Source organism: Micromonospora profundi (assembly GCF_011927785.1).
Taxonomy (GTDB): domain Bacteria; phylum Actinomycetota; class Actinomycetes; order Mycobacteriales; family Micromonosporaceae; genus Micromonospora; species Micromonospora profundi.
Window position 1 is genome coordinate 3,123,002 of record NZ_JAATJK010000001.1, and the last position, 12,392, is coordinate 3,135,393.

The 12,392-nt window shown below is 67.6% G+C and carries 10 protein-coding genes; 7 read left to right on the forward strand and 3 right to left on the reverse strand.

Annotated features, from left to right (window positions below; all coding sequences use genetic code 11):
- Window position 1: 1 nt before the first annotated feature.
- Window positions 2-1,837 carry an ABC transporter ATP-binding protein gene (locus F4558_RS13745; protein WP_167944444.1) on the reverse strand — a complete coding sequence of 612 codons (1,836 nt, stop codon included), beginning with the start codon at window positions 1,835-1,837 and terminating at the stop codon, window positions 2-4.
- A gap of 712 nt (window positions 1,838-2,549) precedes the next feature.
- On the opposite strand from F4558_RS13745, the gene F4558_RS13750 reads away from it, so the two are divergent.
- The 6 genes from F4558_RS13750 (at window position 2,550) to F4558_RS13775 (ending at window position 9,101) form a co-directional block, all read left to right on the forward strand.
- Window positions 2,550-3,734: a lanthionine synthetase LanC family protein gene (locus F4558_RS13750; RefSeq protein WP_167944445.1), complete on the forward strand. Its 1,185-nt coding sequence runs from the start codon at window positions 2,550-2,552 to the stop codon at window positions 3,732-3,734.
- Window positions 3,731-3,949, forward strand: a complete 219-nt coding sequence (locus F4558_RS13755; protein WP_167944446.1) for a hypothetical protein — start codon at window positions 3,731-3,733, stop codon at window positions 3,947-3,949. The genes F4558_RS13750 and F4558_RS13755 overlap by 4 nt, the downstream gene beginning before the upstream one ends.
- Window positions 3,946-5,187, forward strand: a complete 1,242-nt coding sequence (locus tag F4558_RS13760; RefSeq protein ID WP_167944447.1) for a YcaO-like family protein — start codon at window positions 3,946-3,948, stop codon at window positions 5,185-5,187. Before F4558_RS13755 ends, F4558_RS13760 begins: the two co-directional genes overlap by 4 nt.
- Window positions 5,184-6,596: a TfuA-like protein gene (locus F4558_RS13765; protein ID WP_167944449.1), complete on the forward strand. Its 1,413-nt coding sequence runs from the start codon at window positions 5,184-5,186 to the stop codon at window positions 6,594-6,596. The genes F4558_RS13760 and F4558_RS13765 overlap by 4 nt, the downstream gene beginning before the upstream one ends.
- Window positions 6,593-8,296 carry a tryptophan halogenase family protein gene (locus F4558_RS13770; protein WP_167944451.1) on the forward strand — a complete coding sequence of 568 codons (1,704 nt, stop codon included), beginning with the start codon at window positions 6,593-6,595 and terminating at the stop codon, window positions 8,294-8,296. Before F4558_RS13765 ends, F4558_RS13770 begins: the two co-directional genes overlap by 4 nt.
- A gap of 181 nt (window positions 8,297-8,477) precedes the next feature.
- On the forward strand, window positions 8,478-9,101 hold the full coding sequence (locus tag F4558_RS13775; protein WP_167944452.1) for a hypothetical protein: 624 nt from the start codon (window positions 8,478-8,480) through the stop codon (window positions 9,099-9,101).
- Window positions 9,102-9,152: 51 nt separating this feature from the next.
- On the opposite strand, the gene F4558_RS13780 is transcribed toward F4558_RS13775, so the two are convergent.
- Window positions 9,153-10,442: a cation:proton antiporter gene (locus F4558_RS13780; protein WP_167944453.1), complete on the reverse strand. Its 1,290-nt coding sequence runs from the start codon at window positions 10,440-10,442 to the stop codon at window positions 9,153-9,155.
- On the reverse strand, window positions 10,439-11,104 hold the full coding sequence (locus F4558_RS13785; protein ID WP_245241320.1) for an LmbU family transcriptional regulator: 666 nt from the start codon (window positions 11,102-11,104) through the stop codon (window positions 10,439-10,441). Before F4558_RS13785 ends, F4558_RS13780 begins: the two co-directional genes overlap by 4 nt.
- Before the next feature lie 602 nt (window positions 11,105-11,706).
- Between F4558_RS13785 and F4558_RS13790 the strand changes: the two genes are divergently transcribed.
- Window positions 11,707-11,922 carry a hypothetical protein gene (locus F4558_RS13790; RefSeq protein WP_167944454.1) on the forward strand — a complete coding sequence of 72 codons (216 nt, stop codon included), beginning with the start codon at window positions 11,707-11,709 and terminating at the stop codon, window positions 11,920-11,922.
- Window positions 11,923-12,392: the final 470 nt, after the last annotated feature.

Here is a 12,392-nt window from a genome sequence, read left to right on the forward strand (position 1 = left end):
GTCACGACACCGTTCCCGCCGTCGGCGTCACCTGGTAGGCGCTGGCCTGCAGCGTGTACATCTCCGCGTAGAGACCGCCCGCCGCCATCAGGCTGTCGTGCGTGCCGCGTTCGACGATCCGGCCGGCGTCGAAAACGAAGATCTGGTCGGCGTCGCGGACGTTCGAGAAGCGGTGCGACACCAGGATGCTGGTCTTGCCACGCAGCACCTCGCGGAGACCTCTCAGCAACGCGTGGTCGGCGTGCGCGTCGAGCGCGGAGGTCGGCTCGTCCATGATCACCAGTTCGCGGTCGCGGTAGACGGCGCGGGCGATGGCCAGGCGCTGAAGCTCGCCGCCGGACAGTGACGTGCCGTCGCCGAACTCGGGCCCGAGCGCGGTGTCAATGCCTTGTCGAAGACTGCCGACGAGGTCGTCTGCTCCGGCGGCGGCCAGCGATTCGCGCAGCCGGCCGTTGTCGCGGTCGCGTCCGATGTCGCCGAGCCCGACATTGTCGGCGATCGAGAAGTGATACGTCATGTGGTCCTGGAACACAGCGGTGACCCGGTCGCGCAGACCCTCACGGTCCAGGTCGCCGGTGTCGACGTCGTTCCAGCGCACCGTGCCGTCCGCCGGCTCGTACAGGAAGGCCAGGATCTTGGCCAGGGTCGTCTTGCCGGAACCGTTCGGCCCGACGAAAGCGATGAGCTCTCCCGCACGGATCGTGAGGGAGACGCCGTCCAGGGCGGTCCGGTCGCCACCGGGATAGGCGAACGTCACGTCACGGACCTCAAGCCGGCGCAGGGGCTCCGGGCGCTGCTCGCTGTTCCGGCTGGTCTTCGCCTGCTCGACCTGGTCGTAGAAGGCCTGCTGATCGCCGAGGAAGAGACCAGCCTCGGACAGTTCGGCGATCGGGCCGCCCAACCCGCCGACGGCGGCAGCCAGCCGGCTCAAGGCGAAGATCGTGGTCAGCAGGGTGGCCGTGTCCATCGAACGGGTGGTGTAAAACCAGGCGAGAGTCGCGATCGCGACGGACAGCACGAGTCCGACGGTGATCTGACTGAGCGCGTGCTTGCGCCACTGCCGGGCCATCATCTGCCGAAGCTCGGCATAGCGCTCGACCGACAACTGCCGGTATTGCTCCGCGAAGTGGCCGGTCAGCCGGAACGATCGGCCCTCAGCGGCGGGCTGACGGCCGATGATGAGCTGGCCCAGATACCGGCGGCGCCGCTCCAACGGGGTGATGTTCTGGAAGTAACTGAATCTGTCGCCGGCCAGCGCAGACGAGATCAACATGATGGGCGCGGCCGCGATCAGCATAATCGGTAGTAGCAGCGGCTCCAGCACCACCAGCAGCGCGGCGACGGCGAGGATCTGGAAGATGGAGGCGACCAGGCCGGTCACCCCGCGTACGACTTGGCGCGGCTTGTAGTCGGCTGTCGTCTCGGCGCGGCTGATCCGGTCGTGCACGATCGGGTCATCGAAGTCGGCCAGTTCGAGCGAGCCGATGGCCTGATGCATGCGAACGGCGCTGAACTGCCGGACCCGCTCCAGCAGCAGCTCTTCCAAGGTGTATCTCAGGTTGTTGAGGAACTGCACCAGCACAGTGACCAACACTGCGCCAACCAGCCAGGGCAGCAGCGGCCCCAATGACGGCCGGGCCATGCTGGTGCTGGTCAGGAAAACGCCGGCCCCGCCCCGGAAGATCAGCAGCAGTCCGACCCCGAGCAGACCCTCCAGCACCGGCAGGACAATGAGGACGAAGCTGAACAGCGACCGGCTGGCCAGCCAGCTGAGCTGCAATGCGCCGGCAATGTTCGCCGGCATCGAGCGCCGCGAACCCGGGTCACGAAGTGCCATGCGTGTCCTTCCCAACGTGCACTGATGGTTGCGATGCCGCTGCCGGCAAATCCATGATGGGCGGGCGGCGCATCGTGTGATGCGCCGCCCGCCCAGCCGAATCCCTTACGAGACCGTCTCAGCGGCCCGTACGCGGGTATTCGATCAGCAGGAACACGTCGAGGCGTCACACACTGAACCGCAGGTCGCGGTGCAGCTCCAGCACGTGGTCGTGGTGGTCCAGCCACCGGCCTCCGGCGACTGGATCGTCAGCGGAGCCTGCTTGGTGCTGTTCGGAGCGGAGAAAACCTCCACGTCGACCGCAAGGTCGATTGCCTCAACAACATTTTTAGCCATTCTTTCACCTCCTCCCAATGTCGATGCCGCCGCCCTTTAGGAAGCGACAGCGGAACCATACGAAACGACTCAAGCCAAAGGCAATACCCGGCCACCGAAAAGCGTTCATGTACGTGCAACAACGGTTTCGACGAGGATTCCGAGGCAACCGGGCCGGGCAACTCGCCGTCCCGCCGGCGAGACGAACCCGGCTACGAGGAGAGCCTTGAGCAGGCACTGCGTCTAACCGGCAGTGAGTGGGGTCGCGCATTTGCTTGACAATTCATGGCGTACGTAGCACATTTCATCAAGCGTTCCCGTGGCGATTTGCTACGTCGTCTCAATGCCGACGTTTCCCTTTACCGAGCCTGCCCGACCGACGGCTGGGAGGATTATCGTGCCCGAAAATCATCGCACGTCCGAGACCTTCGACCTGGCCCGCCTCATCTATGACGACGCGCGCTCGATGATCCAGGACGGGCCCAATTTCGCAGACATGCTGGACCTGTCCTTCGCCGGGCTGGAGTTCGAGCGCGCGACCGGCGACGGGTTCGCTGCCCGGGACACCTTCTTCGAGGCCATCGACCTGCTTCGGCACTACCGTGACCTGCCGCCGTGGCTCTATGGTGGTGCCGCCCACGCGGCGTGGACAGCGGTGCAGGTATCCCACAGCACAGGGCTGCCGATCCGGGGCCTCGACGGGCTCGATGACATGATCCTCGGCTGGATCGTTGACTTCCCAGCCAGGGAGGCCGTCGACCTGCCCAGCGGCCTACTCGGCCTGGGCGTCTACGCGCTGGGCCACCCGAACGCCGACGTCGCGGAGAAGATGACGGCCGAGACGGTGCGGGCGATCGAGCGGCGGGTCGAGCACGACGACGATGGGATCTTCATCCGGGTCGCGGCCACAGATTTCCGTGAGATTATGAAGCCGCACTCGATCGGCCAGCGCGATCTCGGCATGGCGCACGGCAACGCCGGCCTGGTCGCCTATCTCAGCCGGGTGACGGTCAGCGGGCTGGATAGCGCCGGTGAGGCGGCCCGGTTGCTGCGGCCCGCGTTGAGCTGGCTGATGCGACAGCGCAGCGAGCTCGGCGACGCGCTGTTCCCGCACACCGTCGAGAGCCGCTACGAACCGTCGCGGTCCGCCTGGTGTTACGGCGATCCCGGCGTCTCTTTGGCGCTGGCGGCCGCGGCGACGGCGACCGGCTCCGGTGAGGCGGACGCGATGGCCCGCGAGGCGGCCGCCATAGTCATCGCCCGGCCGAGCAACCGCGCCAAGGTCGTTGACTCCGGACTGTGCCACGGCGCCGCAGGCCTCTGCTGGTACGGGCGCCGAGCCGCCCAGCAGTGGGACCTGCCGGGCGCCGACCGCCTGAGCGCCTACTGGGTCGACTACGTCCGCTACGAGCGCGCCCAGGGGCCGCTGCACTATCTCACCGCCGAAGGTGTGACCCGCCGTCCCTCCTTCCTGGACGGAGACCTCGGGGTGGCGCTGGCCCTGTTGCAGGAGAGCACCGGACAGCCGGCTGCCTGGGAGGATCGGCTCCTGGGCGGGCCCGTGACCCGGGCCTCGCGATGACCGATCCCGTGGCCGGACTGCCCGCCGTGGTTCGCGCGGCGCTCGCCCGCCTGCTGATCGATCCCGGCCTGGCCCGCGAACTGGCCGACCCCGAGCGGCGGGGCCCACTGATCGCCGAGCTGGGCCTGGCCGGAGTGCCGGAGGCCGAGCTACGTGGGCTGATCGTCGCGCGTGGCGGCGCGGATCCCGGCACGCCCGAGGAGGCCGGAGCGTGACCACACTCTCCGAGCTGCTCGACGCGGGACAAACTCCCCAAGGTCACGGGCCCGGCGGGCAGCGTAGTGTGCCGGTGGACGTGACGCTGGAGCGGATCAGGCCGGTGCTGCCCCGTATGGGAGTGACACGGCTGGCGAACATCACGGGGCTGGACCGGATCGGCATCCCGGTGACCCTCTCGATCAGGCCCAACGGACGGGTGCTCAGCCTCGGCTCCGGCAAAGGGCTCACCCTGCCCGCGGCACTGGTATCAGGGGCGATGGAGGCCCTCGAGCTGCACCACGCCGAGGTGCTGTGGCAGCCGGCGACCGTGCGCCGCACGTACGAGGAGATCCGCGGCGAGATGCCGGTGCCCGAGCCGGCCGACCTGCCGCTCGCCCGCTCGGCGCCGTTTCCCCACGACTGGCCCTACCAGTGGGTGTGCGGCTGGGATATCGTCGCTGGCGAGAAGGTGGCCCTGCCGCTGTCGATGATTCACATGGGTAACCGGCAGAGCCGGATCTTCGACCTCTTCTCGTTCCAGATCACCTCGAATGGGCTGGCCTCCGGCAACACCCTGAGCGAAGCCATCCATTCCGGCCTGCTGGAAGTCATCGAACGCGACGCCACCACATGTCATGCCGAGCGCTGGGAGCGAGGCGTGCCCCCGCCGCCGGCCCACCCGGACGTGCTGGCCCACCGCACGGTCCAGGAGCTGCTAGAGCGGATCAAGAAGACCGGCATGGACATCGTGGTCACCGACTGCACCGTCGACACCCGCGTGCCGGTGTTCCGGGCGACCGTCGTCGACGACGAGGAGCAGACCGCCGGGCGCTTCACCGGCTACGGCGCCCATCTCGACCCCGAGGTTGCCGTGATCCGCGCGATCACCGAGGCCGTGCAGGCGCATACCGTCACCATCGCGGGCTCCCGAGACGATCTCTACCGGCACCGCGAGCTGACTCGGCGGGCCGGTGCCAAGCAGGCCGGTTTCCTGCGGGCCGCCGCGCAACGCCCGGCCGCCGCAGCACCGCAGTCGCGGGCCGCACACACATTCGAGGAAGACGTGCGTCGGCTGATCGCCCTGCTGGGCGACGCCGGCCTGCGGAGGGTGGTCGTCGTCGACCTGAGCGTCCCGTGGTGCCCGGTGAACGTCGTCAAGGTCGTGGTGCCGGGCCTGGAGGGCTACCGCTTCGAGAATTTCGCGCCGGGCCACCGCGCCGTGGCGTTCGCACGGACAGCGGGCGGCGCGGCATGACAGTCGTCGTCTTCCTCGGCCCCAGCCTGCCGTTGAGCGAAGCCCGCCGGATCCTGCCGGCCGCCACCTTCCTGCCGCCGGCCCGGCAGGGTGACATGGCGTCCTGGCTGGCGGAGCCGCCCGCCGCGATCGGGCTCATCGACGGTGAGTTCCACCAGTCGCGTTCGGTCTGGCACAAGGAGATCCTGCTGGTACTCGACCGGGGCGTGCACGTCTTCGGGTCCTCCAGCATGGGTGCGCTGCGGGCCGCCGAACTCGAGCAGTTCGGCATGGCCGGCGTCGGTCAAGTCTTCGACCAGTTCGCCTCGGGCGAGCTCATCGACGATGACGAGGTGGCCTTGGTCTACCACCAGGACGACGGCGACTACGTTCACCTCTCCGAACCAATGGTCAATGTCCGCGCGACACTTGCGGCGGCGGAGCTGGCGGGCGTCATTTCAGCTCCGGTACGCGACCTCGCCGAGAAACACGCGAAGGATCTGCCGTACCCACACCGTTCCCGACCCGCTGTGCTACGCCGGTTGCAGGGCGAGGACGTACCGCAGGATCAGCTGGCAGGCCTGGCCGACTTCTGGCGAGACTCCGCCGTGGATGTCAAAGCCGACGATGCCCGTCTGCTGCTGAGCCTGCTGTGCAGCTTCGCCGCCGCGCCTCCTCCACCGCGGCTACCCACGTTCGAACTGGCCCGCAGCAGCAGCCTTGATGCCCTCTACGACCGCGAGCGCCGGGTTCCCGTGTCCGGGCATGGCATCGCCCTCGACACGATCGCGGAGTTCGTGCAGGTGCACCATCCGAATGCCGCGGCCTTGAACGAAGCGGTCCTCGACCGGGCACTGGCCGCGACCCTCGACCAACTCCTGCACATTGAGCCGACCCCCGCCGAGGTCGATCTCGAGATCACCCGGTGGCGGATTCGGCACCACCAAACCGGGGACGCCGACTTTGCCGCCTGGCTGAGCCGCAACCATCAGAGCGCCGAGGAGTTCCGACTACTGGCCCGCGACGCGGCCGGGCGGCGGGCGCTGCGGCGCTGGCTGGTCTACTCCCGGCACGTTGAACGCACAACCCGGCTCACCTTGGACCACCTGCGCTGGAACGACGAATACGAGCGATGGTCACGCGCTGCGGCCGGTCACAACGCGGAGCCCGACGCGGACGACCTGGCCCCGTTGACCGATGACGAGATCACCAAGTTGGTCGGCGAACACGCCTGGTGGGGCGGGCAACCGGTCGATACCGAGCTTGGCAACCTGGCCGAGGAGGCCGGCTTCAACTCCGGTCTGCACCTGTTGTCCGCGCTTGTCGTCGCGAAGCGGCTGCGCGGCCGTCTGCTCGCCAGCCTCCTGGCTGCCGTCGCAGCCGAGCACTCCACGCCGACCCCGGCACCGAGAAAGGATCCGGCGACATGACCGATGGTCAGCTCGACCTACTCATCTCCATGATGGACGCCGACGGGGCGACCCGAGTGCGTGGCTGGCTCAGCGACTCACGCGGCCTCAACGTGCGGCGGTTGTCCGCCGGCAGCGAGCGCACGGCCGACACGATGCCCCGCCCTCGTGCCGACGACCCGCAGGCAGTTCGCCACATCGGCATCATCGGCGGTGGCACCGCAGGTTATCTCACCGCCCTGGCGCTGCGCGCGAAGCGACCCTGGCTCGAGGTGACCCTGGTGGAGTCGACGTCGATACCGATCATCGGCGTCGGCGAGTCCACCACCCCGGCGATGGTGTCCTTCCTGCACCACTATCTCGGCATCGACCCGCACGAGCTCTACCAGAAGGTGCGGCCCACCTGGAAGCAGGGAATCCGCTTCGAGTGGGGTCCGGATCCGGACGGCTTTCAGGCGCCCTTCGACTGGGACACCAACTCGATCGGCATCCGCGGCTCGCTAGCGGCGCAGGGCGACATCAATGCCTCGTCGGTGCAGGCGCTGCTGATGAAGGCGGGCCGAACCCCGGTCTTCGATCTCGGCGACGGCGAGTACCTCTCCTTGATGAAGTATCTGCCCTTCGCATACCACCTGGACAACGCGCGCTTCGTGGCCTACCTCACCGAGCTGGCCCTGGCCAACGGGGTCCGGCACATCGACTCCCGGATCGCCGAGGTGGTCCGCTCCGCCGACGACTGGGTGGATCACCTGCGGATGGCCGACGGGCGGACGCTCAACTTCGACATGTACGTGGACTGCACCGGCTTTCCGTCGGTGCTGCTCGGTAAGGGGCTCGGCACGCCGTATCGCAGCTTTGCCGACAGCCTCTTCACCGACTCGGCGGTCACCGGCAACGTCGACCACGGCGGGCATCTCAACCCGTTCACCACGGCGAAGACCATGGATGCCGGGTGGTGCTGGAGCATCCCGACCAGGGAGAGCAATCACCTCGGGTACGTGTACTCCTCAGCCGCACTGTCCGACGAGACGGCCGCCGACGAGCTGGCCCGACGGTTCCCCGGGGTGAGCGAGCCCCGGCAGGTGCGCTTCCGGACCGGACGGCACGAGCAGATCTGGCGCGGCAACGTGATGGGTGTCGGCAACTCCTACGCCTTCGTCGAGCCCCTCGAGTCCAGCGGCCTGCTGATGATCACTTGGGCGATCATGGCGCTGGTCTCCACGCTGCCAGCCTCCTGGGCTGATCCGCAGCCGCAGGCCCTGGTCAACACGGCGATGGCCGACCGATGGGACGCGATCCGCTGGTTCCTGGCAGTGCACTACCGCTTCAACACCCGCCTGGATACACCGTTCTGGAAGGACGTCCGGGAACGGACCGACATCTCCGGCCTGCAACCGCTGCTGGACGTATACGCGGCCGGTGCGCCGCTGCGGTTCCGGGACAAGCTGACGCTCAGCTTCGCCAACGGGTCCGCACCGACCTTCTACGGCATCGCCGGCATCGATACCATCCTGCTGGGCCAGAAGGTCCCCGCCCGGCTGGTCCCGCCAGCCGAGCCGCTGGAGCACTGGCGGCGCCGCAAGGCCGGCGCCGAGGCCCTGGTACGTCACGCACTGCCGCACGCCGACGCGCTCGCGGCCTTCGACACCGAGCCCCGCCTGCTGAACGAGCTCCTCGAGGACTCCGACAGCTGGGCCCGGCCCGGTCTCGCGTTCGGCTGATCACAACCATCTCTCACGATCGGAGACAACGATGTTCTTTGTGGACCGACGGCAGCTACTCAGGATGGCGGCCGGCACCGTGGCGGCGGCCGGGCTAGTCGGCGTCGACGCCGGGCCCGCTTCGGCCACCGCCCGGCCACGACCCCTGCCCCCGGTGCCGGGAATGCACGGAGACCGGGTCATGAACGAGCTGTGGTACGAGTACGAGATGGTCTTCTATTACGATCCGAGCCAGGAGATCCAGGATGCTTATGCAGCCGTCGGCGACGCGTTCGGTGGCTCGGCGGAAGGGCTCTACAACGTCTTCCTGCTGACCCGGCAGGCCGGCACCTACCCCGACAAGTTCTACACCCGGGTCGCGCCGGCGAAGGCCGCCTATCAGGTGTTGTCGAGGGCACAGCTCGAGATCCTGACCAGATGGTGCCGCACGGACCGGGACCTTGCCCGCGCTTTCAGGCTGCTCGGCGAGGGCACTCTCTACGACCCTCGGATGGCGGACGGCTATCACGTGCACATGATGAACACCGGGCCCAACGGTGAGCCGCCGATGAACTGGCACACCTGGCACGCCTACAACCGCGCAATGATCATGCTTGAGATTAGCCCGGAACGTTGGGGCAGGATCGACGAGCTCACCGGCATGGCGTGGGCGGTCCAGAGCATCGCGAAGCCGCAACCGGAGACCCTTAACGCTCCCCTGGACCGGCAGGTCGCCCGCAAGCTGGAGCGGCACTGGTCGCGGCTGACCCCGGACGAGCTGGACGTGGCCTTCGACGCCTTTCCCTACCCACCCGACCTGGGTTGACCGTCGGATGCCGAACGGGCCACCGGATCTCCGGTGGCCCGTTCGGCCGAGTCAAGCGTCCTGCAGTACAGCCCGCCGTTGCTCCTCAGGGGTCTCCTCAATGCGGCGCATGGCGATCCGCAGCAGCGGCGGCGCCATGATCGAGGTCACCACCGCGACCAGCACGATGATCGTGTAGAAGCGGATGTCGAGAATACCGAGCCGCAGTCCGACCGTGGCGATCACGATCTCCACCACCCCGCGGGCGTTCATCGCGGCACCGAGTGCGGTGCCCTCCCACAGCCCGAGCCGGCTCAGCCGGGCGCCGAGATAGGCACCCGCGAACTTCCCTACGATCGCGACGACGAGCGCTGCCGCCGCGACGGCGATCATCTTTCCGCCGGCTAGGGTCGTGAAGTCGACCCGCAGCCCTGCTGTCGCGAGGAACAGCGGCGCGAGGACCGTGAGGACGACGGTGCGCAGCGCACCGAGCCCCCCGGAACCACCTGCCCGGCCCACAAGCGCACCGGCGAGGAACGCTCCGAACACGGCCTCGAGCCCCAGCGCGTGCGAGACCGTCGCACCCACGATGATTACCACGACGATGGCCGGAATTCGTAGCCGAGGCTCGTCGGACGCGTGGATCCGCACCAACAGTCGGCGCAGCAGCGGCAGGCCCACCACCACAGCGACAGCGACGAACGCGACGAGCACCAGGACCGATGTCGCCACCGCCCCGGCTGTCAGCGCGGACGCGGCCATCGCCGCCACGACGGAGAGCATGAACCAGGCCATCACGTCGTCGAGCGTTCCCGCCATCAGCGCCAGCTGGGCGACATCGCGATGCAGCAACCGCATGTCGGTCAGCGTCTTGGCGATGACCGGGATGGCACTGACACACATCGCCACGCTCAGGAAGAGCGCGAAGACGGTGCGGTCCACCCCGGCGGGCAGCAGTTCGCCCGGCAATGCGTGACCGAGCGCCAGGCCCAGCACGAACGGCACCACCAGACCCGCCCCGCTGACCCACACCGCAGCCGACCGGCGGCGCCGGAGCACGGTGAAGTCGAGCTGTGTCGCGGCGAGCCCGACCAGCAGTAGCACGCCGATCTGACTGACCGCGTCAACGAGATGTGCCGCCTCGGCACCCCGCGGCAGCAGCCGCTCCGCGACACCCGGAGCCACGCTGCCCAGCAGGGACGGGCCGAGCAGCACCCCCGTGCACAGCTCACCGACGATCGGGGGCATCCCGCAACGCATGGCGAGCCGGCCGAGCAGCGTCGCCACCGCCAACAGCAGCGCGATCTGCACGAGAAACCACAGCAGTTGGTCGCCGCCAAGGGGCGGCGCCAGCGGCGTCACCCGTGTGCCTCGATCGCCTCACCTGCCGCAACGCCGCGCTGAGCCGAGTCGACTGCGGCGTTCCGCTGGGCTTCCTCAGTCAGCACGCTGGCGATCCACTGAGGCAGCTCCTGCTGGGCACGTTTCGCCGCCTCCTGCCAGGCCTGCGCCTGTTCCTGCGGGATGTTGACCGACACCCGGACCGCCGAGGCGCGGCTTGTCCCGGCCTCGCTGGCCCGGGCCTCGCGCAGGTTGTTGCGCAGCTGGTTTCTCGACCACTTGAGGCGCTCCGCCTTGTCGAGCCACTTGTCCTGGTCGGGCGGCGGCAGCGCGGCGACCTCGGCGTGGTGCTGGAACGACAGGGTGTGCCGGCGCCGGCCGGCCTGGAATCGGCCCGCCACCCAGGCGTAGTTGCGCAGGGTTTGATAGTCGAGCTCGGTTTCCTTGATCGCGCGCTGATAGCGGTCCGGATAGGTGCGTTGGCCGTAGACGAGCCAGTCACCGAGCCACCAGACTGACGATTCTGAGATCGCCCCGATCCGCAGGCCGATGCGCTTCCACTCCTCCACCGGCAGGTTCGCCCGTATGTGCAGAGAGGTCCGGCGCATGACGGCGAGATCGGGGTTAACAGCATGGGTAGCACCTTGCCTGGAAACGGAACTCCGGCGGGCTGCTGTCGGCATTACTCCTCCGTGTCATCGATGTGCACGACGCAGCCGGAAACCCGGTAATAAAGGTAAGGCGACCTGGCTACGGCGCCACTGCACTCCGGGGCTCCGTGCAGCACGGCACGGCCGGAGTACATGGTGGGCAGCCTGTCGACCGAAAGAACTACCGGCTCGCTGTCGTACAGAGGTCATTGGCACACAGCGGTTTACGAGCGCACCAGGGAAAGGGGCGCCGCGCCGGCAGCAATCATTGCAGCGAAGAGTTGACCATAGCTTCATCCCCCCGTAGATGAGCGTGTGGACATGTGATATTCAAGCAACTCTCAGAATCGCCGCTTGCCCAATGCGTTTAGCTGCGGCCGAGATGATCACGAGTTGCACACCTGTCCACCATAGACCATCGATACGATGTCGAGCAAGATGCGCATCGATGGATTTCCTGAGTTCAGCTGGTCGCCGCAGGTGGCCCGCCAAATTCGTACGTACGCAAGCCTTCCACCGACACCGCCGCCCCCCGGGCGCAGTCATCGAGACGACAGAAAACCCTCTACATCCGAGAGGACCATCTCCTGGACAGGGTTCGACACGACAGCTGCCTGCGTCGGCACCACCCGGCGATGCGCGACCAGGATCCAGACAGCGTCGCAGGCTACCTGCGGCTCAACAACATGATCATCGTGTGTGACCACGACGCCTGGACCATCGAAACCGACACGGCGGTCCTCCCGCTCACCGCCCCGACGAACGCCCTGACCCGCACAGCAAATATCCCCGCCCAACGGGACGGGGATCGCTCGAAACGCGAAGAGAAATCACGCTTCGTGGGGAAATAATGTGTCCGAGCGACACGAACCATTGCCCCACCGCCGATTACGCTCGGCACGACTCTCAAGCTCGCGCAAGTCTAGCGACACCGTGGACATCAACTGGAGCGACGGCACGGTTGTCAAGGCCGGGGCAGAAACCGCTCATGACCGGGAGTTGTATCTGCCCCGCGGCTGGTGCGACGACTTCCTCGAGAAGCTCACCGAGGTCGTTCAGCAGGAACCCGTTGACTTCGGCCGAAAACGTCTGATCTGGATCTTCTTCGCTGGTACCTCAAAAGTAGGTTCCGAAGTTAAGCCTTGCCCGCAGTCGGCCTCAACAGGACGACCGGCGAATGCTCGCGGTGGCTCCCTCCATCCGCGGACATGCAGCTCGGCGATGCCGCCGGCAGCCGCACCGTCCCCATCCATAGTGGTCGCCCGCTCGGCGGATGTGATACGCGGTCCGGACGGGCGACAATGGCGAAATGTCAGCGAGG

Bases quoted from the DNA above. Each gene is read 5' to 3' on its own strand.
- F4558_RS13745 (WP_167944444.1), bottom strand. From the start codon at position 1,837: ATGGCACTTCGTGACCCGGGTTCGCGGCGCTCGATGCCGGCGAACATT.
- F4558_RS13755 (WP_167944446.1), top strand. From the start codon at position 3,731: ATGACCGATCCCGTGGCCGGACTGCCCGCCGTGGTTCGCGCGGCGCTC.
- F4558_RS13765 (WP_167944449.1), top strand. From the start codon at position 5,184: ATGACAGTCGTCGTCTTCCTCGGCCCCAGCCTGCCGTTGAGCGAAGCC.
- F4558_RS13770 (WP_167944451.1), top strand. From the start codon at position 6,593: ATGACCGATGGTCAGCTCGACCTACTCATCTCCATGATGGACGCCGAC.
- F4558_RS13775 (WP_167944452.1), top strand. From the start codon at position 8,478: ATGAACGAGCTGTGGTACGAGTACGAGATGGTCTTCTATTACGATCCG.
- F4558_RS13785 (WP_245241320.1), bottom strand. From the start codon at position 11,104: ATGCCGACAGCAGCCCGCCGGAGTTCCGTTTCCAGGCAAGGTGCTACC.
- F4558_RS13790 (WP_167944454.1), top strand. From the start codon at position 11,707: ATGCGCGACCAGGATCCAGACAGCGTCGCAGGCTACCTGCGGCTCAAC.